Below are 22,858 nucleotides of genomic sequence, written 5' to 3'. Positions count from 1 at the left end.
CCCATACCCCAGCGGCCCTGGGGCAGCTCGTCCTCAGTTTAGAATTGCCCTGCCCCTACCGTTTGTGGGTGGGCGAAAACCTGGGCGGCGATGGGGAACAGGTGCGCGAGTTTACCCCCCAGGAGGTGGTTTCAAAATCCTTTGCTAGCCTTAATGTTGTCGTGCTCCAGCCACAGCGGCAGGAGGGGTTTGACCCCGCCGATCTGCCGCTCATTGGCCTACCCGATCGCGCTTTTGCGACCTTTAGCGATCGCCCCGGCCTGATTACTAAACGCGATATTCGCCTGCAAATACTGGCCGACCTTGACCCCAGGCCAGAGCACATGATTTGGGATATTGGCGCGGGCACAGGCTCCGTCAGCGTAGAGGTCAATCGGCTCTGCCCCACGGCTCATGTCTATGCGATCGAAAAAACCGCCGCCGGATTTAGCCTCATTCAGCAAAACCAGCGCCGCCTGGGCACCGCCAACCTGCACCCGGTCTACGGTACTGCACCCGAAGCGCTCACCAATCTGCCCGATCCCGATCGCATCTTTATCGGCGGCAGCGGCGGTCATCTGAGCGACATTCTGGACATGTCTGCACATCGCCTTGGCACCCAGGGGCGCATTGTCCTGGCCCTTGCTACTTTGGAGCATACAGGCACGGTGCTGGCCTGGGTCGACGGCACTGCCACCAGCCCACGGCCCTGGTCAGTTCAACTTCGCCAACTCCAGGTTCAGCACGGCGTCCGAGTTGGCTCCCTCACTCGCTGGCAGCCGCTGACGCCGATTACGATCATCTCTCTGATCTCACCCGAATACCCATAGCCCCACCCCTGTCAGTACCAGCAGCCCCATCGGCAGCGCCCCCGTCAGCGGCTGATCGGGTAGCCCCACCAGCCAAACGGGGCCATCTTTGCCGGGTTTGAGCAGCGCCAGGGCGTCGATCGCAGCGATTGCAAATACCCACCCGGCATGCAGCCCCCAGGCCAGCCCCAGGCTGCCGCCTGCGACCCAGCGAGCCAGCAGCAGCACGGCCCCCATCACCGTCAACCCCGGCAGCTGAGGCGCTCCAGCGGGGCCATCCCAGACCAGGTGAGAGACGGCAAAAATGAGGCTAACGGCGATCGCCATTAGCCAAACGGGCCACGCCTGACCCAGCCCATTCACTAACACGCCCCGAAAGATCAGTTCTTCAATCCAGCCCACAAACAGCGCCAGGGGTAGCACCGCAAGCAGCACTACCCCTGGCGAAGGTGCGGGAGCATCCTGGTTAGGCCCCAAAGCCTCGGGACTCTTTGATTTAGTAATAGGGGCCTGAGCGAAAGACTGCCACCTGCGCCAGCCCAAGCCCACCTGTAGCGCGACAAGAGCAACTACGCCGCTCGCCGCGATCGCAAAGCCTACCAGCATCAGCGTCCAAAAGGTCTGATTCCAGGCGATGCCGTAATCAGACCAGGTGCCTGCCTCTAGGCGGCGGTGGATTTCAACCGCCACCGGAGCCAGCAGGTATAGCGGTAGCAGCAGGGGCAGTTTGTGCTGCTGGGCAACTGGGTAAGTCAGTGGAATTTGACCGATGCGAGCAACCAGCAGACTAGCTGGAATGCCCAGGGCCATCCAGCTTAAAAAAAAACAGCCAGATGGGCGATCGCCAACATATTCACCGACACATTTACCATGGTAAATCCGTACTATTCTTCGTCCGAGTCGGCGTCAAGCTGCTTTAGGTGAATGTGCTTGTAACCCAGCTTAATTTCAAACTCATCACCCGACTTGAGGCCCATTTCTTGAGTGTAGGTAGCCCCAATCACAATTTGACCATTTTTGTGGACGCTAACCCGATAGGTAGCTTCGCGACCCCGGCCATCTTTGCTGCTTTCAGGATCAAGATTAATGCCTTTAGCCTCTAAAAGAGCATCATAAAAGCCAGAAAGGTTGACCCGTACCTGATTTTCTTTTGTAAGGGTGTAGTAGCCGCATTCTTTAGCCGTTTCGCGCTTGGTGAGGTCCGAAAGGTCTTTGACCCTCTGAAGCAGTGCTTTACCGGTCAGAGGCGTTGGTTTTTCTGCCATTGTACAGGGAAAATCCTTGTGATAGACGTGAAGCTGGATAGTGAAAAGCAACGGGTCGGCCCGCGAATAGGGGCGACAACCGTTGAGCAATAGCAAATGAATAATAGCAAATAAATCTGCTTATTCGCACAGTCAATTATAGTTGCGACGTCAAAAGGTGTCATTTGAAAAACAGATGATTTAGATGAGCTTTTACTGATGATCTCCGCTTGACCGTTACTCACCCTTTGACCAAGACAGCGTTAGAAAAGCTCACTCTGACGATGCCGACTACTGCTGTATCGTCAGTTTTCTTGAAGTGGTAGGGTAATCGTTTAGTCAGCTCAGTTCTGGCTAGGCCATCGGTATTAAATTGACTAGTAAACGGTAGCTGCCGAGTTCGGCAGCTACACCCCTATTCTCTATTTCGTGCAATACTGAGCCGTCTTCCGACCGGAAGGGTAGCTTTCTTGCCTAAACTCCCCTATTGGGAAACGGAGCTTTTGGGCTTTTATCCTATGAGATCTGTAACGCTAGCCAAGTATGTATGGGAGAGGGTTGCGGTGAGAGAGCAACGCCATACTTGCGGATGGAGCTAAGGCTTTAAACTTACTACCTTGCTTGAGTTAGATTGGCATGTACCTTAAGGCATAGATCCATTGTCTAGCGATGGTCCTGTAAATATTTGAAGATATTTTTTGCCGTCAGGGTTCTTTTACCATGGCTTACTATCAACAAAAGTAAGGTTGAATTTAAGGTCAACTGAGCCGCGCAATTATTTATGGTTATCGTCCCAACACTTACTTCTTCAGGGGGCTTTGCATTGGCAAAACCTGTCTTCCCGATCAACATCCCCGATCTGCTCTCGGTTTCTGTTCTCAGCTATGTCAAAAAATGATGTTAGAGATTGATAAAAGGCACAGCAGCACTTCATAACCGATGCTGCTGTGCCTTTTGCTGTGAGAGCTTTAGCCCAATTTTCAGGCCTCATTAGGCTAGAGCTAGCGTAAGCGTCCCTGACTCTAGTACTCGACGGCTGAAATATGCCAACCATTCCGAATTGCTTGGCTCCCTAGCTCCCCTGCTCCCTAGCCCCCTGAGAATAGTATCTAAACTTGTGCCGCAAAGTACTAGGCTGGCTGAGCGAAGTCGTAAGCCTTTCGGCAGGCTTCGCCAACGTGAAGCGTCTCCCAAAGGGAGAAAGCCAAAACCCACCGGGGAAAGTCCCCTAGCCCCTCTGGGGCGGCTCCGCCAACGACTTCGCTCAGGGGAGAGTTACGATCCAGCTCAGGGTTAGCTCTGACGCAGCTGATCGAGTACGCTTTGGTCTTCCATGGTGGAGGCATCGCCTGCGATCGCCTCACCACTGGCCAAATTGCGCAAAAAGCGGCGAATGATCTTGCCCGATCGCGTTTTGGGCAGAGCATCGGCAAACTGAATTTCGCCGGGCCGGGCAATCACCCCAATTTCATTCACCACATGCTGCTTGAGCTGCTGCTTCAGCTCATCGCTGGGGCTGTAGTGGCCCTCTAAAATAACAAAGGCAAAAATGTCTTCGCCCTTGACCTCGTCTTTGCGGCCTACCACGGCGGCCTCGGCCACAGCGGGATGCGAGACGAGAGCTGACTCGACCTCCATAGTGCCAAGGCGGTGCCCCGATACATTGATCACGTCATCGACGCGGCCCATCACCCAGAAGTAGCCATCGGCATCTTTACGGGCACCATCGCCCGCAAAGTAAAGGTACTGACCATCCACTGGGGCAATGTGCTCCCAGTAGGTGCGGCGAAAGCGATCGTCGTCACCGTAGACGGTGCGCATCATGCTGGGCCAGGGGTGCTTGATCACCAGGTAGCCGCCCTCGCCAGGGGCTACAGGGTTGCCCTCCAAATCCACCACATCGGCCAAAATACCGGGGAAGGGTAGGGTAGCAGAACCGGGTTTAGTGGCGATCGCCCCCGGCAGCGGCGTAATTATAAAACCGCCGGTCTCCGTCTGCCACCAGGTATCGACAATCGGGCAGCGCTCGCCGCCAATCACCTGGTGATACCACATCCAGGCTTCGGGGTTGATCGGTTCGCCCACCGTGCCCAGCAGCCGCAGCGACGACAGATCGCGGGCCTTGGGCAGCTCGTCGCCCATTTTAATAAAGGCGCGAATGGCCGTAGGCGCGGTGTAGAAAATGGTCACCCCATACTTCTCAATCACATCCCAGAAGCAGCCCGGATTAGAAGGGCGGGGCACCCCTTCATACATCATTGTGGTGGCCCCGTTCGACAGGGGGCCGTAGACAATGTAGCTGTGGCCAGTAATCCAGCCGACATCGGCCGTACACCAGTAGACATCGGTGTCTTTGATGTCAAAGGCCCACTTAAAGGTGGTGTGGGTGTAGAGATTGTAGCCGCCCGTGGTGTGTACTACCCCTTTTGGCTTGCCCGTAGTACCGCTGGTGTAGAGGATAAACAGCAGGTCTTCGGCGTCCATTTCTTCTGGCGGGCAGTGGGCCGAGGCGGTAGCCTGCAGCTCGTGCCACCAGTGGTCGCGCCCTTCGACCATGGGAATGTCTTCTTTAGTGCGCTGCACCACCAGCACGCTAGAGACGCTGGGCACACTGCCGCCCTCCAGGGCCTGGTCAACCGCCGCTTTAAGCGGGATCACTTTGTCTTTGCGGAAGCCGCCGTCGGCAGTGATCACCACTTTAGCCTCGGCGTCGTTGAGGCGGTCTTTAAGGGCCTCGGCGCTAAAGCCGCCAAAGATAACGGTGTGGGGTGCGCCAATGCGGGCACAGGCCAGCATCGCGATCGCCGCCTCGGGCACCATCGGCATGTAGATGCCGACGCGATCGCCCTTTTGCACCCCCAACCCCTTCAGCACATTGGCCACTTGGCACACTTCTCGATGCAGCTGGGCGTAGGTAAGGGTGCGGCTATCGCCCGGCTCACCCTCCCAGATCAGGGCAGCTTTGTTGCGCCGCCAGGTAGTTAGGTGGCGGTCTAAACAGTTGTAGGAAATATTGATTTTGCCCCCCACAAACCACTTGGCAAACGGGGGCTGCCAGTCAAGCACCGTATCCCACGGCTTAAACCAGTGCAGTTCCTGGGTGGCCAAATCGGCCCAAAACTTAGCGGGATCAGCCGCTGCCCGCTCAGCCAATGCACGATACTCCTCCATGCTCTTGATAGAGGCATCTTGTATAAACTCATCGGCAGGGGGAAATAGGCGATTTTCGTGTAGAACCGATTCGATGGTGGGGGAAGCCATAGACAATACTGAGTCGCTTACGAACACAAATAAGTTGAAATGAAAGCCGCTGTAGAGGGGCGGCGTCCTTTGAAAACCATACGATTTTTAGCGACCCTTTGAACAGCGTCTACGGGTTCCTTAATGTTTTTTGGCCAATCAACCTAAAGTCAAAAAAACGTTCACGTTCTGCGGTCATAAGGCTAAACCAATGCGGAATTTAACCCAATTTCCGTGAAGGCTAGACTGAGGGGCGGGCAAGCTGGAAACCTAGCAGCTAAGCTCATCCTAAAACGGACAACGCTAAGACTTAATGTAGAGCAGCTAATTTTGGCCCCGCTACTGATTTAATCAGAGTCACTATTACCACTGTTCAACCCATTAGATTCGGGGTGTTCCAGCTTGAATGAGCCGGATGCCGAAGGGGGTCATAGTTCCATTAGGATTACCCATGGCTAATGTTTTATCGTCGGTTAAACATCTGGGGCGACGGTGGCTTGGTGTTTTAGCCGTGGCTATAGGCTACGTCATCGTAGCCAAGCTCAGCTATCAATTCAGCTTTCTATTTAGTAACGGAGAGCCTGTCCTGCCCATCTGGCCACCAGCGGGCTATAGCCAAGGTGTTGTGCTGCTGGCGGGGGCTTCTCTGGTACCAGGGATAACACTGGGTTCGCTCATGTTTACCCTGACATCTTCCGGACTAGACTGGCACTGGAATATCGTTGCTGTCGCCAATAACACTCTTCAGCCCCTGATTGGGCTTTGGCTGCTGCGTCGGGTAGGTTTCATCAACTCTCTCTCTCGCATTAAAGATGTAGGCGCTTTCATTGGCCTGGGGGCCGTAGCCCCGGCCATCTTCAGCGCTACGGTAGGCATCACCTACTTTTGCCTCACAACCCCCATGGCCTGGGCGACCTATCCCGTAGCCTGGTTTAGCTGGTGGATTAGCAACGTGACTGGGGTCGTTTTAATTACCTCCCTAATGATTACCTGGCACCAGGGGATGCGGCGGCTTCGCAATTTCTACGCGCCACCTCTCATCGGTCTGTGGCTGGCCGTTTTGATCGCTCTGAGCTGGTATGTGTTCTGTAGCTCCGATAGCCACTACAGCTTAAATTACATGATCTTTCCCGTAGTGATGTGGGCAGCGCTGCGGTTAAGTCCTTTTTGGGCTGCTCTAGGCTCTGCCATAGTCACCGTGATCGCCACCTGGGGGATCATCAAGATAGGGGCTTCTACAGACCACAATTTGGCGCTGTTATATCTACAGGCCTATATCTGCGTGCTGACGTTTACGGCCCTGATCTTGGCGGGCGTAGTGGCTGAGCGCGAGCAGGCCAGGCTTGCCCTGCAGGAAGAAAAAGAAAAGTCGGAACAGCTGCTGCTAAATATTTTGCCGTTGCCCATTGCCACTCGGCTCAAACAGGGGCGCAGCACGATTGCCGACCACTTTGCCGAGGTCACCGTGATGTTTGCCGATATTGTCGAGTTTACTCAGCTCTCTGAGCATCTCAGTCCTCAGGATTTGGTGGCGCTGCTTAACGATATTTTCTCCCAGTTTGACCACATGGCCGAGCAGCATCAGCTCGAAAAAATCAAAACCATTGGCGATGCCTACATGGTGGTAGGGGGCATACCCCACGAGCGCGGTGACCATGCCCAGGCCGTGGCCGATATGGCTCTAGATATGCAGGCGATGGCCCAGGCTTTTAGCGATCGCACCGGCCAGTCCTTTCGGTTGCGCATTGGCATTAATACGGGACCAGTGGTCGCTGGGGTGATTGGCACCAAGAAGTTCATTTACGATCTGTGGGGCGACACCGTCAACACTGCCAGCCGCATGGAGTCATTTGGAGTGGCCGAGCACATTCAGGTAACCGAGACCACCTACCAATGCCTCAAAGATACCCACGCCCTAGATCTGCGTGGGGAAGTGTGGGTAAAGGGCAAAGGGCACATGCGCACCTATTTTCTGCGGCAAAAAAGCTCGGTAACGGTGGCTCGGCCTGTGCCTAAACCGGCTTCAAGATAGACTTATCAGGCTAAACTGATTGGATCGCTTGACCCAAACCCTCACGGTCTTCATCCAGCGTATCGGTAGTCGATGACCTCCGATGTAAGGTCTTATACTGCCAAACTTTCCAGACTGCATCTTTAGCCACGATTTCAGTGGCTCAGCCGGGTATGCTAAACCTAACTGGAGTTCCTCCAATGGTTGGTCTTCGCCCAGCCTGTTTCATTTAGCATCCTGTGTTACCTTTCTGAGTCTATGACTACGGCTAAGGCATCTGTACCGGCGCAGCCCGCGTCTTCAATCTCCGCCCAAGACGCCATGCTGGAAAATATTATTGGGGTCGCAATTTTCGACTTCAGCGGCCTGCCCCAGCAATATTTCATTACCGCTGACAACGAAAGTACCAGCTGGGTGCAGCTGGTGTTTCAGGCACTGGGGCTCAAGTCTCTGCTGATGTCGTCCCTTAAGCTAGAGGGCTTTTCTCACATCTGCATCGAGCTAGAGCAGCAAAGCGCCATTGTGGTGCGCACCAAAGAAGAATACATTGCCCTGCTGCTACGTCAGCCGCTAACGTTTGCTACCGCCCAAGAGAGCGATCGCTTTAGCCACTGGGTACGGCAGTTTGAGCGTCGCCTGCTGCACGAGCACGCCCGGTTCATACCAGCCTAAAGAGAGCTAGGGCAAAAAGCGATCGAGGGCTGCTTTAAGTTCAGCAATTTCTTCTTCGATGTTGCCGTCTTCGGCTGCGCGGCCAATACACTCAGTTAAATGCTCATCGAGAATGATGCGGGCCACGCGATCGAGTGCCCCCCGCACTGCCGCTACCTGCACCAGCACGTCAGGGCAGGGGCGACTTTCCTGCACCATGGTCTTAATGCCACGAATGTGGCCCTCGATGCGAGCCAGGCGATTGACAATGCGCCGCAGCGACTCCGGATCGTGCACGTGGGGATGAGCGCCGCTGTCGGCGGTGATATCAACCTCGTGCAGGTGGGGGTGGGGATGGGAGCTAGGGTTATGCAACGGCTGTACGTGACTTATAGAGAATCGAAACGTTGATCAAGGCTTGAGCAAGCTATCGACTGATGGCGGTGGGCTTACCAAAGCTACAAAAAACACTGGAAAAACGCTATTGAGGGGCCGAGAAGCCCGATAGATCAGCAAGTTCATCGAGCGACTGCACCCCTGGATACAGCTGACCGTCAATTTCCCAGGTGGGATAGCCTTCAATGCCCTTCTGCTGACAAAGCTCAGGCTGAGGATTATCGCCATCGGCGGCACATTCTACGTAGGACAGCTGATCGACAGCATTCTGGAACATGGCCTTTTGGTCGGCGCAGTGGGGGCACCAGTAAGCCCCGTACATGACCCCACCTGTGGCAGTCAAATGCTGGGCAAGCTGGGCTTCGTAACTACTGCTAACACCAGCATCTGAAGGATTGGGGCTACACCCAAACGCCAGCAGTGCCACCAAAGCAATGCCACCTAGCCCCACAGCTTGAGGCCAGCGCCGTAACGGGTAGGATTGAATCATAAAACTCATCCAGGCTGCTGCAATTAAGCTCAATGCAATAGGCAGCATCACAGAGAAACGTGCCGCTGCTCCCTTAGTGTAGCGTCAAGCCCTTCAGATGGGCTGCCCAATGAACGCCCTGAGTTGGGCACGTAGAGTTCCATCACTCGGGCCAGATCAAGCCGCGACTGCGCCCCCAGCCTCAGGCTAGAGCGATCGCCGTGGTTGAGGTGGTCAGCAGCAGCGCAGCCAATCATGGCGGCATTGTCGGTACACAGGCTGAGGGGCGGAAAGATCACCCGCAAGCCGTGGGCGACCGCCGCCTGCTGAAGCTGCTGGCGCAGGCCACTGTTGGCCGCTACGCCACCGCCCACCGCCACAGTAGTCAGCCCGTAGGCCTGGGCACAGGCCACCACCCGTCGAGTCAGGCTGCGGGCCACTGTAGCCTGAAAGCTAGCGGCCAGATCGGCGACGGGTAGCGGGTCTACCCTTTCGGCTTTGAGTTTTTCGACCAGCCGCAGCACCGCCGTTTTTAGCCCACTAAAGCTGGAGTCGTAGGGGTGAAAGCCCCCTTCCGGCAGCGAAATATTGCCCTCAGGTAGCGGAAAGGCTTTAGGGTTGCCCGTCTGCGCCAGTTTATCGATCGCAGGACCGCCTGGGTAGCCCAGCCCCAGCAATCGAGCCACTTTATCAAAAGCCTCCCCCGCCGCATCGTCACGGGTTTGGCCCAGGGTTTGGTACTGACCACAACCTTTTACATAGATGAGGCCGGTGTGCCCTCCCGACACCAGCAGGCACAGGTAAGGAGGCTGGAGATCGGGGCTGGCCAGGTAGTTGGCGTAGATATGGCCCTCTAGGTGGTGCACGCCTAGAAAAGGCTTTTGGCGCACCATCGCCAGGGTTTTACCAGCGGTTAGCCCTACCAGCAGGGCACCGACCAGGCCCGGTGCACAGGTGGCCGCCACCGCATCGATATCGGCCCAGCCCAGCCCAGCCTGCTCCAGGGCTACGCGCAGACTATCGCCCAGGGTAGCGACGTGGTACCGCGAGGCCACCTCGGGCACAATGCCGCCGTAGGGCTGGTGAATGTCGATTTGGGAGGCGACGACGGTGCTCAAAACGGTGCGATCGCGCACCACCGCCACGGCCGTTTCGTCACAGCTGGTTTCGAGAGCTAAGATTGTCGCCATTGGATTGCTGCTGAAAAGGGATGAACGTAAGCCAAGTCGTAATTTGTAGAGATGTAAACACCCCACCGATCTTAGCTTTACGGCGGTTCGGCTGCAGGTTATTATGGCGACCAAGTTGGGTGAATTTTTGTTCAAAAAACTTAACTTTACGTTCAAATCGCCCTAGTTTCTTAGGTAATTAAAAGGAACAGTTTATGCGACGGTTTTTTGCTGTAGCGCTTGTAGTGTTTCTCTGGTTCGGGTTTGCCCCCCCGGCCTCCGCTAGCTTGGCTGGCGACAATGTGGCAGGGCTAACCCCCTGTGGCCAAAACGAAGCTTTTCTCAAGCGGGCTGCCAATGCCAAGACCCCATCGGCAAAGGCTCGGTTTGATTTTTACGGTAGCTCCACTCTGCTGTGTGGCAGCGACGGTCTACCCCACCTAGTGGTAGACGGCGACCTGGCCCACGCTGGGGAGTTTTTGATTCCTAGTCTGCTGTTTCTGTACATTGCAGGCTGGATTGGCTGGGTTGGTCGGGCCTACGTAATCACAGTGCGCGGTCAGAAGAACCCTGAAGACAAAGAGATCATTATTGACGTGCCTCTGGCTATCAAATGCGCTCTGACTGGGTTTGCTTGGCCTTTAGCTGCCTTCAAAGACATTGCCAGCGGGGCCATGTTTGCCAAAGAAGACGAGATCACCGTATCTCCTCGCTAGGTAATTCCCCTGCTTGCTCCCACAACTACGACCCAGGAGAACGAATTAGACCATGGACAACAACCTGCTTCGGTATCTATCGTCCGCGCCTGTGCTAGCCACTGTGTGGATGGTCATTACCGCCGGTATTTTGATCGAGTTCAACCGTTTCTTTCCCGATTTGCTGTTGCACCCTTAGGGAAAGACCTCGTTAGGGAGTCCTGGATCAGGATTCTCTGAGGAAGCTCTGAGACTGCTTTGAAGATGGTTTTTGGAGACTTAAGGGCGTCTAGAAACCGTCTTTTTCATTTGCTGTGACCTTGTTTGAGTTGGAGAAAACCCCTATGACGACAGAAGTTATTCAGCCCGCTGGGGATCCACAAATCGGCAATCTAGAAACGCCGATCAATTCCTCTGGTTTCTCTAAAGCCTTTATTGGCAACTTGCCAGCCTACCGTCAGGGGCTATCGCCCCAGCGTCGCGGCCTGGAAATTGGTATGGCCCACGGTTATTTCCTCTACGGCCCCTTTGCCCTGCTCGGCCCCCTGCGCGATTCTGAAATTCCAGGTCTGGCCGGGTTGCTAAGCGCTGCCGCCCTAATCGTGATTTTGACCGCCTGCCTGTCCCTCTACTCTGGTGCTGGCGTTAACACCGCCGTAACCAAGACCACCACTCCCTTTACTCCTCCCGCTACCCTTGAAACCAATGAGGGTTGGAGCGAGTTTGCGGGAGGCTTTTTAATTGGCGGCATTGGTGGCGTTACCTTCGCCTACCTGCTAGCGGCTAATATGCCGATTTTGACCACCCTGGTCAGCGGCGGCCACAGCTAGGATTCCCCCTTAACAATCCCTCAATTTGAAAAGCACCCGAGGGGTATGGATTTCAATCCATGCCCCTCGGGTGCTTTTGTAAAGACAGTCTACAGCGGCCCGATCGCCTCAACAGCGGCCTCAACAGCCAGGGCCACGTGGGTCCAGTGGGTACCGCCCTGGCAATAAACAATGTATGGTTCCCGCAGGGGACCGTCAGCAGAAAGTTCTGAGGTACTGCCGTCGATAAACGTGCCGCCTGCCATTACTAGCTCGCTGTCGTAGCCAGGCATGGCGGCAGGAACAGGTTCTACGTAGGCATCAATGGGTGAATGGCGCTGTACGGCTTTACAGAAGGCTATTAACTTCTCCGGCGAGCCCAGGCGAATGGCCTGGATTACATCGCGCGGGGCACTGGGAGCGGGGTTAACGGGGTAGCCCAAAGCCGCAAAGGTGGAAGCCAGCAGGTAGTTGCCCTTCATCGCCTCGCCCACCATTTGAGGGGCCAAGAATAATCCCTGATACAGCAGCCGATTTTGGTTGAGACTCGATCCGCCGCTGGCCCCAATACCGGGGGCGGTCAGGCGGCAGGCGGCGGCGGCCACCAGATCAGCTCGACCTGCTACATAACCACCGGTGGGGGCAATCGTGCCGCCGGGGTTTTTAATCAGCGACCCAGCGACTAAATCGGCTCCAACGGCGGCAGGCTCACAGGCTTCTAAAAATTCGCCGTAGCAGTTATCGACAAAACAGACAAGGTTGGGATTCTGCTCTTTTACGACGCGTACTATTTTTTCGATTTCGGCTATGGTGAGGGTTGACCGCCAACTGTAGCCACACGATCGCTGGATGTGTACCAGTCGGGTCTTTGGCCCCACCGATGTCGCCAGGGCAATCCAGTCAATGGTGTTGGCAGCGGTCAACGGTAATTCTCGATAGGATACACCGAACTCTGCTAATGATCCCTGGCCTGCGCTTCGTAAACCAATTACTTCTTCCAGGGTGTCGTAGGGGGTGCCTGCCACTGCCAAAATTTCATCGCCAGGGCGAAGAACACCGTACAGGGCACAGGCGATCGCATGGGTGCCAGACACAAACTGCGATCGAGCCAGAGCCGCCTCCGCCCCCATAACGTCGGCAAACACGCGATCGAAGGTGTCTCGCCCGATGTCGTCGTGTCCGTAGCCAGATACACTACTAAAATGGTGGCTGCCTACCCGGTGTCGCCGAAACGCTGCCAGCACCCGCTCTAGGTTTTGCTTAACCTGGGCATCAATCCTATAAAAAATCGGAAGGAGTATAGATTCTGGCGGCATCTTCGGGTTTGATTGTTGCAATGGTTTAATTTTTCCGTTAAGAAACAGGGGTCACTATTTTCCCCTACATTTACTCTGCTTGAGCAAAATTCTTGTCCAAAGTTCTTGTTCGGGCTACTGTCCAAAATTCTGAGACTTTTGCATGACTGCTGTAACTACTGAGCGTTTGTCCCGCGATTGGGTCACTCTCCTGTTTATGATCGCCGTCCACAGTATTGCTGCTTTGGCCTTCTTGCCCAGCAATTTCTCTTGGGCCGCGATTGGTGTGGCGCTGCTGCTGCACTGGTTTACCGGCTGCCTAGGCATTACCCTGGGCTGGCACCGCCTGATCTCACACCGCAGCTTTACAGTGCCTAAGTGGCTAGAGTACTTCTTTGTTTTTTGCGGCACCCTAGCCTGCCAACATGGTCCCATTATGTGGGTGGGGCTACACCGCCACCACCACGCCTATTCTGACCAAAACCTTGACCACCACGACTCTAACAAAGGCTTTTGGTGGAGCCACATGGGCTGGATGCTGCGTGACGTTCCGGCTCGGCATGATGTCGATCGCTTCATTCGCGATATCAAAGACGACCCGTTTTATCTATTTTGCGAAAAGTATTTTCTGCTGCTTCAAGTCGCTTTAGGGGTTGTGCTCTATGCCCTTGGCGGCTGGCCATTCGTGCTGTGGGGAATCTTTGTGCGCCTGGTGGTGGTTTATCACTGTACCTGGTTGGTCAACAGTGCTACCCACAAGTTCGGCTACCGCAGCTATGAAACCGATGATAAATCGACCAACTGCTGGTGGGTGGCCGTGGTTACCTACGGTGAGGGCTGGCACAACAACCACCACGCCTATCAATATTCGGCTCGTCATGGCCTAAAGTGGTGGGAAATTGACGTGACCTGGATGACCATTCGTTTTCTAGAGATGGTGGGTCTGGCCAAGAAAGTGAAGCTGGCTGGCTCTACAGAAAGCTAGGTTCAGATGCAGACCAAAAGAAAAAAGGATGGAGTAAGCCAATCAGCTCACCCCATCCTTTTTGCTTTTTTAAAGAGCCCTTAGCCAGGTTGGACAAGAATGTCTACAAAGCCTTGGCCCAACTGATTAGGCACCCTAGATATCGAGGTCTTCTAGCTTCATGCGGGGACCGTAGGTTTCGATGAACTCGCGGCGAGGGGCAACGCGATCGCCCATCAAGATCGTAAAGATGCGATCGGCCTCGGCGGCATCTTCGATCTCGACCCGCTTCATGGTGCGGGTAGTGGGGTCCATGGTGGTTTCCCACAGCTGCTGAGGCATCATTTCACCAAGACCCTTAAACCGCTGTACCGTGTAGTTGGCGTTAGCCGGAAACTCGTTGGTAATCAGATTTTGCAGCTCGCGCTCGTTGTAGCAGTACCAGTGGTTGCGGCCCCGCTCCACCTTGTAAAGGGGCGGGCAGGCAATATAGATGTAACCCTGGTCGACTAGGTCACGCTGGTAGCGGTAAAAGAAGGTTAGCAGCAGGGTACGAATGTGAGCACCGTCTACATCGGCGTCGGTCATTAGGCAGATGCGGTGGTAGCGCAGTTGCGATGAGTCAAACTCTTCGCCACGAATGCCCATGCCCAGAGCAGTAATTAGCGCCTGGATCTCGGTGTTTTTGTAGATTTTGGAGTCTTCGGTTTTCTCAATGTTGAGAATCTTGCCTCGCAGAGGGAGAATGGCCTGGAAGCGGCGATCGCGCCCCTGCTTTGCGCTGCCGCCTGCCGAGTCGCCCTCCACGATGAAAATTTCAGACTCGCTAGGGTCACGGCTGCTGCAGTCAGCCAGCTTGCCAGGCAGCGTAGACGACTCCAGCACCGACTTACGGCGCACCAGCTCTCGCGCTCGTCGGGCGGCCTCAGCAGCGTTAAAGGCCTGAATAGCCTTCTCCAAAATAGCGTCTGCTACGTTGGGGTGAAAGTCGAGATACTCGGTCAACGCCTCGCCTACCAGCGAGTCGACAATGCCGCGAACCTCGGTGTTGCCTAGCTTGGTCTTGGTCTGGCCCTCAAACTCAGGGTCGGGCACCTTGACCGAGATAATCGCCGTTAGGCCCTCGCGAATATTTTCACCCGCCAGATTGGAGTCGGCGTCTTTGCGCTTGTTGCGCTTGCGGCTGAAGTTGTTGAGGGTGCGAGTCAAAACGGCTTTGAGACCCTCTAAGTGAGTGCCGCCGTCGATGGTGCGAATGTTGTTGGCAAAGCCCAGCAGGTTGTCGGAGTAGGCATCGATACACCACTGCAGCGCTGCCTCTACCTGTACTCCATCGCGCTCGGAAGAGATGTGAATAATTTCGTCGTGGATGGGCTGCTTGTCGTTATTGATGTACTGCACGTACTCGATAATGCCGCCAGCATAGTGGTAGGTTGAGACCCTAGGCCGATCGGACTTAATGACATCTAGACGGTAATCGGTAAAAATGACCTGAATACCCGCGTTGAGATAGGCCAGTTCTCGCAGCCGTCCGCATAGGGTATCGTAGTCAAACTCAGTGCCGTTGTGAAAAATTTCGGTGTCGGGCAAAAAGCTCACCGAAGTGCCCGTACGCTCTTCGGCAATTTTTTCGACTGCCAGTTCGCCGATGGGTACGCCACGCTCAAAGCGCTGCTTGTGCACCTTACCCTCGCGCCACACCGTCACCTCAACCCATTCGGAAAGGGCATTCACTACCGAAATACCCACGCCGTGGAGGCCACCAGATACCTTGTAGCCGCCGCCGCCAAACTTACCGCCAGCGTGGAGCACGGTCATTACCGTTTCGAGGGCCGACTTTCCGGTGCGAGGGTGAATATCGGTGGGAATGCCGCGCCCGTTGTCGGTAACTGAGACCGAACCGTCGGCGTTGAGGGAAATATCAATGCGATCGCAGTAGCCCGCCAGAGCCTCGTCTACGGAGTTATCAACAACCTCGTACACTAGGTGATGGAGCCCACGGGGTCCAGTGCTGCCGATGTACATACCTGGCCGCTTACGAACAGGCTCAAGCCCTTCTAGAACCTGAATCTGCTCAGCACCGTAGTTGGTTGTCATGTTGTACGCTCCAAAAATGGGCCTAAGGCCACCCGGCTACCCAGTAGACTAAAATACTAGAAAATTATAGCACAAAGCTGCCACAGCGGACTCTAGGGCAGCTTCAGACGAAGAATGAACTAGGGATGCAACCATCAAAAATTTCTCGGCTAGAGTTATTGCCACAGAGCAGCACGCTCAATAGTTCAATTGTATCGTTTCTGCTGGTAATTGGCGGTGCCACTGCCACCGGTAAGTCATCCTTGGCAGTCGCTCTGGCTGAGCGTTTAGGGGGCGTCATTCTCAGCGCTGACTCCCGACAAGTATACCGAGAGTTTGATATTGGCACCGCAAAACCTTCGATCTGCGATCGCCAGCAGGTGCCTCATTATTTAATTGATATTTGCGTCCCCACCGAAACTCTGACGCTGGCCCAGTATCAGCACCAGGCCCAGGCATTGATTCAGCAGTTTCACCGGTTGGGCACCTCACCCCTACTGGTAGGCGGCACAGGCCTCTATATTGATGCGGTGGTAAAGGGACTGCGCATTCCCCCGGTTGCACCCCAGCCTAATCTACGCCACCAACTCGAAGCGCTGGGCCAGCCCTACTGCTACAGCCTGCTCCAGGGGTTAGATGCGATCGCGGCCCAGCGCATCCATGCCAACGACTCGGTGCGCACGATACGTGCCCTGGAGGTGTTCTACGTCACCGGACAGCCCATGTCGGCGCTCCAAGGCGAAGCGCCCCCTGCGTATCCGGTGCTCTACCTCGGCCTCGACTGCGATCCCCTTGCCCTAGAACGTCGCATCACCCAGCGTACCCAGGCGATGATCGACGCTGGTTTTGAAGAAGAAGTAATGCATTTGGTGGAGAAGTACGGCCCCGACCTGCCGCTGTTGCAAACTCTGGGCTATGCCGAAATGCTGCGCCACGTGCAGGGAAAGGTTGGCCTAGCCACCGCCCAGGCCGAAATTGTGCAGCACACCCGCCAGTTTGCCAAGCGTCAGCGCACCTGGTTTCGCAATCGGGCAACGGTGCAGTGGTTCGATGCCGAGGCCAAAGATTTGGTAGATCGGGTGTGGCGGCAGATCAAAGACTGGAGTCAGGTAAATCTAAAGTAAGCTCGCCGTTTTGGAGCAGTGGGATGGTCAGGCTACACTATCAGTACGACCATCCTTCCTACTAGTTTCCCTATGCAGGTTGCTAAGCTATCTATTTCAATTCCTCAGCCGCTGCTGAGGTTTGTGGAAGACTACAGGCATAGCCACGCCTTTAAGTCGCGATCGCAGGTGATTGAAAAAGCCTTAGAACTATTGCGCGAACGAGAGCTTGAGGAAGCCTATGCCCTCGCTGCGGAAGAATCAGACCCGGATTGGGAAGTCACTGTCGCTGATGGATTAACTGATGAGGCGTGGTGAGATTTACTACGCTGACTTAAATCCAGTCATTGGTTCCGAAATCGCGAAGCAGCGTCCGGTATTAATTGTCAGCAACAATGCGAACAATCGAGCCGCGTCTACCGTAACGGTGGTGCCGCTAACTTCCCAGGTAAACCGGGTCTACCCTTTTGAAGTGTTTTTAGCTGTGGATGACACAGGTTTGCCTAAACCCTTTAAAGCCCAGGTGCAGCAAATCCGCACGATTGCAAAACAGCGCATTGTGGGTCGCCAAGTCGGTCGTTTGGGCATTGGCCCCATGCAAAATGTAGAGGCTGCCGTAAAGCTACATTTAGATCTTCGGTAGTTCGCTCACCAGGCCTGATTTTGGAAAGCTCAGCATTGCCTAACACCCCAGGCGGCATTTCCACTAAGTTGAGTCTGTGGGGAAATTATAGGGTCATCGGGGAGTGCTTCACAATTGAGGCATCAACTAGCCGTGTCCAGTTCTCTACTAAAGCTCTTCATCAGCTAGCTCTTGATCCTCTACTGTTAGCTCTAAGGCGATCGGTTCGGCCTCTTCTGCGGCGGCTTCGATTAGCACCGGCTCGGCTTCGACCTCTTCCTGCTTAACTTCCAGATTGAGGGGAATGCGTAGGGGCTCGGGCTGCGCCTGCTCCACTTCCATTTCCATAATGGGCAGCGACTCAACCAGGTCGTCGAGGGGGCGAGGAATGACCATGACAGCGTGAAGCTCGCCGATGCGTTCGGCTTCATGCATACCGGCTTCGATCGCGATCGCCACGTTGGGCAGCGACCCCCGAATTAGAATTGTGCAGAGCCCTTCGCCAATCGCCTCGTGGGACATCAGCTGCACATCAGCGCTCTTGGTCATCGCGTCGGCGGCCCCTACCATCGCTGGGAAGCCCCGCGTTTCGAGTAGACCAATGGCTTGGCTACCCAGTTTACCCCCGGCTTCACTGCGCAGCTCGTCCCAGCGAGCGCAGATGGGTAGCACCGCCTCCAGGTTGGGCAAGGGGCGAGGGATCAGGGTCGACGAGACAAACTGACCAAATTCCTGGGCCGTTTCGACCCCAGCCTCGACAGCCATACGTACATCAGCAACACCCCCTCGTACAATAGCGGTGCAGTGGCCCCCGCCGGTTTTTTCGTAGCCCACCAGCAGTACATCGGCGGCTTTGAGCATGGCGTCGGCAGTACCCACCACCGCCGGAAAACTCTCCGTTGAGACCATACCCAGAGCAGCCCCGCGATACTTATCGCGCCGCTGAGCTTCTGTGGGGCGGGGTGCGGGCGTTGCCAGGGTCAGCCGCTTGGGCGCACCAGACTTGAGGTCAAGGGGCGAGGCTAGTTTGCCGTCGGGTTGCATAGGGTGCCTCTGCACAGGGATGTCTGCTTCTCCATTCTACGGCTTGTCTTCTGAGGTAGCGCCATTGAGCGCCTGACGATGGGGAAATAGGGTAGACAGGAGATGATTCACCTGGGTTTTACCATAGACCGAGGAACCATTCAGGCGGCTGCCGTTAGAGGTGTTGCTGCTAGAAGTGTTGCCGTTGGAGGTGTTGCCGTTAGAGGTGCCGTATTGAGCATTCTCATCCAGGCTGTTGCCGTGCCGACTACCGTTGCTCAACCCATATCCAGCGTTCCCGTTGGCGACATGAGTACGATGCTTCACCGGAGAGGCTGCGCCAACGCTAGACCCGCCCTCAGAAGAATTTGGTGGCGAGACAGGTTGACTTGGATCGCCCACTAGAGAACCTGGTGCCACAACCTGAGAAGCCCCCAAAGTGGGGTTAACGACTGTACTGTTCGAGCCAATGCACGTATGCTGCCCAATGGAGCCATGACCAACGACCAGCACGCCGCTGCCCAGGCTCACCCCAGGCTCAAGCACCAGGTCTCCTTGACGGGCTTGAACCACGACATCGGCACCCAAGCAGACCCCCGTCGAAATCACCAAACGACAGCCTGGCGATGCCCCCAGCAGTACACCGGGAGCCATAGATACCCCCGGTGCCAAATCCACATTCCCTTGGATATGGCCGTTGGTAGACGGGTTACTGGCCAGGGCGGGTACTACCACGGTCTAAGATCTTTGCGTCAGGAGTGGGTTAGGGGCGTTGAATCGTAGATTCGAGCACTCGTTTCTTTACCTTCGGATCGGTGCCGATCAGGCGCACGTACTCCCCTGGGTGCTGACGGAGCTGCGACTCTAGCGCAGACAGCACATCGGAGACTCGACTGCCGCCTAGGGAGCCGCCGGTTTGCCAAGCGCCGCTGCGGTAGCGGCGCGCATCGGCGTGCTCAAGACTGAGCCGACAGCCCTGATTTACCAGCTGCTGCACCTGCTGCACCACGTCTTGAGAAAGCCCGCCCATCGGAGCCGAGCCATTACTACTGGAGCCGTTACTACTGGAGCGGTTAAAGCTGGTGGGTGCCGGGGCCGCCGGAGTCGGGGAATGCTGATACGATACTTGGCTACCCGGCCGCTGAATGGTAATCGGCGTCATTCGACGCTTGGCCCTAGGATCGATGCCAAAAACGCGCACGTACTCGTTCGGATGTTCAGCCATACAGGTTTGCAAGGCTGCCATAACATCACCCTCGCGGTTGCTGGTGATGGGAGCGCAGGTCTGCCAGACGTTGCTGCTGTAGCGGCGAATATCGGCGTGCTCAGCCCCAATGTGATAGCCCTGGCTGAGCCACTGGCGTACCTGCTGGGCCGCATCTCCAGCAACCGACCCAGGGCCACCATAGCCTGGGGAGGAACCAAAGCTCGGGGACGTGCTGTAGTTAGGCGGATTTACCGATGGGCTAGATAGTGATCCGGGGCTAATGGCTGGAGAACTGCCGTCGGGGCGCTGAATCGTTACGGGTGCCACTCGGCGCTTAGCCTTTGGGTCAATCCCAAACAGCCGCACGTATTCACCGTTATGCTCGGCCAGACAACGCTCTAGGGCAGCAAACACCTCGCCTTCGCGAGACGCTTCGATCGGCATGCAGGTTTGCCATACATTACTTTTGTAGCGTCGGGTATCGGCGTGTTCGGCACCAATGCGGTAGCCCTGGCTGAGGTACTGGCGCACCTGGTTGACCACCTCCGCAGAGAGAGGGCCGCTCGAAACCGCCGAAGCTGGCCGATAGGAACTGTTAGTGTTTGACGCTTTGGCTACACTACCACCACTGACAGCCACGCCCTTGCCGTCGGCTCGCTGAATCGTTACAGGGGCGATGCGCTGCTTAGCCCCTGGATCAATTCCAAACATGCGCACATACTCCCCCGAGTGCTCTCTCAAACAAGCTTCTAGGGCAGCGAACACCTCTGACTCTCGCGGCGACTGAATGGGGCTACAGGTTTGCCAAACGCCACTGCGGTAGCGGCGAGAGTCGGCGTGCTCAGTACCAATGGTCAATCCTTGAGCCAGATATTGACGAGCCCGTTGGACAACGTCGGGGGGTAGCAGTTGAGAAGTCATAGTGCCAAATCCATCACGTTCGTTTGAGTCTGCTGCGCGGTAGGAGGAAGCGGAGCTGGTCGGCTCGCGCCAATTGGCCGGGGTCGCAAAGCCCGACGTTTCTGAAAGCTCGTTGGCCAGAGCCCGATCGGCAGGGCTGATATCGGGCAAGCTATCGGCCTGGTGCTGCTGAGTAATCACCGCACCGGAAGGCACCAGCTTACCCGGCGGTACTGCCACATCCTGCACTAGGGCGTGCATCATCACGATACAGCCAGCCCCTAAGCGAGCATTGTATAGAGTTGAGCGAAAGCCAATAAAGCAGTCGGGACCAATATAGACCGGGCTTTGCACCAGAACTTTGTAGGTTAAAAAGGCGCGATCGCCCACCCAAACTGCATAGGCTGTGCGATCGTCGCCCAGCACTCGCCCCTGGGTACGACCATAGATTGTGGTACCCTCCTGCAAAACACAGGCTGAACCCAGACGCACTGTGGCACCGGGGTCGGCCTGCACCGTGACCCCGGCTGCCAGCATGGCTCCTGGGTTTACCATCACTTGCCCGTGCACCTGGGCTAGAGGGTGAACCCGAGATACCTGTGGCCCAGACCCCTGCCCTAGAGCTGCCGTCTGGGTCGGAGATGCCGCTGGTGTGCGGATCGCCATTGCTACACATCCTCCAAAAGAACCCTTGAGCGATCGGGCATTTTAAAGCCCGGTCAATGTAGCCAAAGAGCTAGCTTAACCGCTATCCAGCCGTACCAAACCGATTTAGAACATCCTAAAACGCTCTTAACGCCTTAAGTAACGCCCCAAAAACGCTCTAAATGCGGCTAGCTAAAATCGTCCCGTTTGTTGTAGAGATTGCCGCTGTCGAGACTAACGGTGTCGACAATCGCAATTACGGCTGCATCCACGGGACGATTTTCGTAGCCGATGTGCTGGCGGGCTCCACTGCCTTGGGAAATCAATACCCATTCGCCAGGACCGGCCCCGACCACATCGGCGGCAACGGTATAGTCGGGCAGCAAGTCGCCCGTTTCGCTAATGAGCTGCACCAGCAAAAACTTCACGCCACTCAAGCTGGGCTCTTTACAGGTGCTGACTACCGTGCCGCGAACCTTAGCCAAAAGCATAACGACCTATCTGCCGTAGGGGCGGATACCGCTGACGCTTTCTCTAAATTGCTCTACCGCTTCGGTGTAGCGAATGGGCAGCACAAACTCAAGGTTTTCGTGGGGACGGGCAATAATGTGGGTGGACAGGACCTGGCCACCGTTAACCCGCTTGACATTCTCAATACCAGCCGCGACCGAAGCCTGAACCTCAGATACATCGCCGCGAATGATGACGGTAACGCGCCCGCTGCCGATTTTTTCGTACCCTACCAGGGTAACCCGGGCTGCTTTTACCATCGCGTCAGCCGCTTCTACTACAGCGGGGAAGCCTAACGTTTCAACCATGCCAACAGCAATTGCCATTCTTTTGTATCCTTTGTTTGCAGAGATAGAGATATAGAGAAACTTAACCGAATGCTGGGCTAGACCTGCTGCTCGTAATTAATTAATAGTACTGGAGCAGACCTAATACCTTTCAAACTGACGAGCCTGAAACCCTAAAGAAGCGTGGAACCTAAGTTCTAAACTGCTCTACCGCTTCGGTGTAGCGAATGGGCAGCACAAACTCGAGGTTTTCGTGGGGACGGGCAATAATGTGGGTAGAAAGCACTTCACCACCGTTGACGCGCTTGGCAGACTCAACACCTGCCGATACAGAAGCCTGAACCTCAGACACATCGCCCCGTACGATCACCGTGACGCGCCCGCTGCCGATTTTTTCGTAGCCCACCAGAGTAACCCGGGCCGCTTTTACCATCGCGTCAGCTGCTTCTACCACGGCTGGGAACCCGAGCGTTTCAATCATTCCAACAGCAATTGGCATAGTCGATATCTCCTTATATATTTAGGCAACCCTAGGCTCACCTAACACGTTTTACCAGTTATTCGGGCACGAAAAACAACTCCCGAAAAATTAAAAAAACGGGAATCGCCTCTGGAAAGCAAAAACGTTGGGTTGCCCAAAAATTCTTGATGACAGATTAAGCATAGGTGTCCATAGTCACTTTTGCAATATAAGCCCCAATGATTGTTGCTAATGTTGAATATTATTAAATCTTATGAAACAAAGCTTTTTCTA

At 55.5% G+C, this 22,858-nt stretch carries 24 protein-coding genes; 10 read left to right on the top strand and 14 right to left on the bottom strand.

Features of this window, described 5'->3' with window-relative positions:
• Positions 1-809 (top strand): precorrin-6Y C5,15-methyltransferase (decarboxylating) subunit CbiT (gene cbiT / locus IQ273_RS00905; RefSeq protein ID WP_194021148.1); only part of this gene is annotated, 809 nt, incomplete at its 5' end.
• Here cbiT and IQ273_RS00900 read toward each other — a convergent pair.
• From IQ273_RS00900 to acs, 3 genes are all read right to left on the bottom strand, one after another.
• Positions 792-1,598, bottom strand: a complete 807-nt coding sequence (locus tag IQ273_RS00900; RefSeq protein WP_194021147.1) for a CPBP family intramembrane glutamic endopeptidase — start codon at positions 1,596-1,598, stop codon at positions 792-794. The genes cbiT and IQ273_RS00900 overlap by 18 nt on opposite strands.
• 74 nt (positions 1,599-1,672) lie before the next feature.
• Positions 1,673-2,053 carry an AbrB family transcriptional regulator gene (locus tag IQ273_RS00895; protein ID WP_194021144.1) on the bottom strand — a complete coding sequence of 127 codons (381 nt, stop codon included), beginning with the start codon at positions 2,051-2,053 and terminating at the stop codon, positions 1,673-1,675.
• Positions 2,054-3,325: 1,272 nt separating this feature from the next.
• Positions 3,326-5,293 carry an acetate--CoA ligase gene (gene acs, locus IQ273_RS00890; RefSeq protein WP_194021142.1) on the bottom strand — a complete coding sequence of 656 codons (1,968 nt, stop codon included), beginning with the start codon at positions 5,291-5,293 and terminating at the stop codon, positions 3,326-3,328.
• Between the two features lie 430 nt (positions 5,294-5,723).
• On the opposite strand from acs, the gene IQ273_RS00885 reads away from it, so the two are divergent.
• Together IQ273_RS00885 and IQ273_RS00880 are read left to right on the top strand one after the other, a co-directional pair.
• Positions 5,724-7,304 carry an adenylate/guanylate cyclase domain-containing protein gene (locus tag IQ273_RS00885; RefSeq protein WP_194021140.1) on the top strand — a complete coding sequence of 527 codons (1,581 nt, stop codon included), beginning with the start codon at positions 5,724-5,726 and terminating at the stop codon, positions 7,302-7,304.
• 237 nt (positions 7,305-7,541) lie between these two features.
• Positions 7,542-7,955, top strand: coding sequence for a hypothetical protein (locus IQ273_RS00880; RefSeq protein ID WP_228052192.1), 414 nt, complete (start codon positions 7,542-7,544; stop codon positions 7,953-7,955).
• A gap of 6 nt (positions 7,956-7,961) precedes the next feature.
• Here the strand turns inward: IQ273_RS00880 and IQ273_RS00875 are convergent, their stop codons facing one another.
• The 3 genes from IQ273_RS00875 to tsaD form a co-directional block, all read right to left on the bottom strand.
• A complete protein-coding gene (locus tag IQ273_RS00875; protein ID WP_313897992.1) occupies positions 7,962-8,309 on the bottom strand; it encodes a metal-sensitive transcriptional regulator in 348 nt (115 codons plus the stop codon).
• 106 nt (positions 8,310-8,415) lie between these two features.
• On the bottom strand, positions 8,416-8,820 hold the full coding sequence (locus tag IQ273_RS00870) for a hypothetical protein (RefSeq protein ID WP_194021138.1): 405 nt from the start codon (positions 8,818-8,820) through the stop codon (positions 8,416-8,418).
• A 47-nt stretch (positions 8,821-8,867) separates the two neighbouring features.
• Positions 8,868-9,989, bottom strand: coding sequence for a tRNA (adenosine(37)-N6)-threonylcarbamoyltransferase complex transferase subunit TsaD (tsaD, locus tag IQ273_RS00865; RefSeq protein WP_194021136.1), 1,122 nt, complete (start codon positions 9,987-9,989; stop codon positions 8,868-8,870).
• A gap of 194 nt (positions 9,990-10,183) precedes the next feature.
• On the opposite strand from tsaD, the gene IQ273_RS00860 reads away from it, so the two are divergent.
• The 3 genes from IQ273_RS00860 (at position 10,184) to IQ273_RS00850 (ending at position 11,493) form a co-directional block, all read left to right on the top strand.
• Positions 10,184-10,684, top strand: coding sequence for a Photosystem I reaction center subunit III (locus IQ273_RS00860; protein WP_194021135.1), 501 nt, complete (start codon positions 10,184-10,186; stop codon positions 10,682-10,684).
• 52 nt (positions 10,685-10,736) lie between these two features.
• Entirely contained in the window at positions 10,737-10,862 is a 126-nt protein-coding gene (gene psaJ / locus IQ273_RS00855) for a photosystem I reaction center subunit IX (protein WP_017301046.1), read from the top strand.
• Positions 10,863-11,007: 145 nt separating this feature from the next.
• The gene (locus IQ273_RS00850) at positions 11,008-11,493 is read left to right on the top strand and encodes a photosystem I reaction center subunit XI (RefSeq protein ID WP_194021134.1); all 486 of its coding nucleotides are present in this window, start codon (positions 11,008-11,010) and stop codon (positions 11,491-11,493) included.
• An 89-nt stretch (positions 11,494-11,582) separates the two neighbouring features.
• On the opposite strand, the gene IQ273_RS00845 is transcribed toward IQ273_RS00850, so the two are convergent.
• Entirely contained in the window at positions 11,583-12,788 is a 1,206-nt protein-coding gene (locus tag IQ273_RS00845; RefSeq protein WP_194021133.1) for a methionine gamma-lyase family protein, read from the bottom strand.
• A 142-nt stretch (positions 12,789-12,930) separates the two neighbouring features.
• On the opposite strand from IQ273_RS00845, the gene IQ273_RS00840 reads away from it, so the two are divergent.
• On the top strand, positions 12,931-13,752 hold the full coding sequence (locus IQ273_RS00840; protein ID WP_194021132.1) for a fatty acid desaturase: 822 nt from the start codon (positions 12,931-12,933) through the stop codon (positions 13,750-13,752).
• Between the two features lie 135 nt (positions 13,753-13,887).
• Here the strand turns inward: IQ273_RS00840 and gyrB are convergent, their stop codons facing one another.
• On the bottom strand, positions 13,888-15,828 hold the full coding sequence (gyrB, locus tag IQ273_RS00835; protein ID WP_194021131.1) for a DNA topoisomerase (ATP-hydrolyzing) subunit B: 1,941 nt from the start codon (positions 15,826-15,828) through the stop codon (positions 13,888-13,890).
• Positions 15,829-15,953: 125 nt separating this feature from the next.
• Here gyrB and miaA point away from each other — a divergent pair, with 125 nt between their 5' ends.
• The 3 genes from miaA (at position 15,954) to IQ273_RS00820 (ending at position 17,553) form a co-directional block, all read left to right on the top strand.
• Positions 15,954-16,931 carry a tRNA (adenosine(37)-N6)-dimethylallyltransferase MiaA gene (gene miaA / locus IQ273_RS00830; RefSeq protein ID WP_194021130.1) on the top strand — a complete coding sequence of 326 codons (978 nt, stop codon included), beginning with the start codon at positions 15,954-15,956 and terminating at the stop codon, positions 16,929-16,931.
• Positions 16,932-17,003: 72 nt separating this feature from the next.
• Complete coding sequence (locus IQ273_RS00825) at positions 17,004-17,228, top strand: ribbon-helix-helix domain-containing protein (protein ID WP_194021128.1); 225 nt, start codon at positions 17,004-17,006, stop codon at positions 17,226-17,228.
• Complete coding sequence (locus IQ273_RS00820) at positions 17,215-17,553, top strand: type II toxin-antitoxin system PemK/MazF family toxin (RefSeq protein WP_194021126.1); 339 nt, start codon at positions 17,215-17,217, stop codon at positions 17,551-17,553. The genes IQ273_RS00825 and IQ273_RS00820 overlap by 14 nt, the downstream gene beginning before the upstream one ends.
• Before the next feature lie 147 nt (positions 17,554-17,700).
• Here IQ273_RS00820 and IQ273_RS35625 read toward each other — a convergent pair whose 3' ends face one another.
• The 6 genes from IQ273_RS35625 to IQ273_RS00790 all read right to left on the bottom strand — a co-directional run bounded on the left by IQ273_RS35625 (position 17,701) and on the right by IQ273_RS00790 (position 22,603).
• A complete protein-coding gene (locus IQ273_RS35625; protein WP_194021123.1) occupies positions 17,701-18,576 on the bottom strand; it encodes a BMC domain-containing protein in 876 nt (291 codons plus the stop codon).
• A 36-nt stretch (positions 18,577-18,612) separates the two neighbouring features.
• Entirely contained in the window at positions 18,613-19,290 is a 678-nt protein-coding gene (locus IQ273_RS00810) for a hypothetical protein (protein ID WP_194021121.1), read from the bottom strand.
• Positions 19,291-19,318: 28 nt separating this feature from the next.
• The gene (locus tag IQ273_RS00805) at positions 19,319-21,328 is read right to left on the bottom strand and encodes a ribulose bisphosphate carboxylase small subunit (protein ID WP_228052191.1); all 2,010 of its coding nucleotides are present in this window, start codon (positions 21,326-21,328) and stop codon (positions 19,319-19,321) included.
• A gap of 167 nt (positions 21,329-21,495) precedes the next feature.
• Entirely contained in the window at positions 21,496-21,798 is a 303-nt protein-coding gene (locus IQ273_RS00800; protein ID WP_194021119.1) for a EutN/CcmL family microcompartment protein, read from the bottom strand.
• 6 nt (positions 21,799-21,804) lie between these two features.
• The gene (locus IQ273_RS00795) at positions 21,805-22,143 is read right to left on the bottom strand and encodes a carbon dioxide-concentrating mechanism protein CcmK (RefSeq protein ID WP_017296879.1); all 339 of its coding nucleotides are present in this window, start codon (positions 22,141-22,143) and stop codon (positions 21,805-21,807) included.
• A gap of 151 nt (positions 22,144-22,294) precedes the next feature.
• The gene (locus IQ273_RS00790) at positions 22,295-22,603 is read right to left on the bottom strand and encodes a carbon dioxide-concentrating mechanism protein CcmK (RefSeq protein WP_026072292.1); all 309 of its coding nucleotides are present in this window, start codon (positions 22,601-22,603) and stop codon (positions 22,295-22,297) included.
• Positions 22,604-22,858 lie beyond the last annotated feature (255 nt).

It is taken from the genome of Nodosilinea sp. LEGE 07298 (assembly GCF_015207265.1).
GTDB lineage: Bacteria > Cyanobacteriota > Cyanobacteriia > Phormidesmidales > Phormidesmidaceae > Nodosilinea.
The sequence above is the reverse complement of the archived record's forward strand: the minus strand, read 5'-3'. Positions and strand labels throughout refer to the sequence as shown.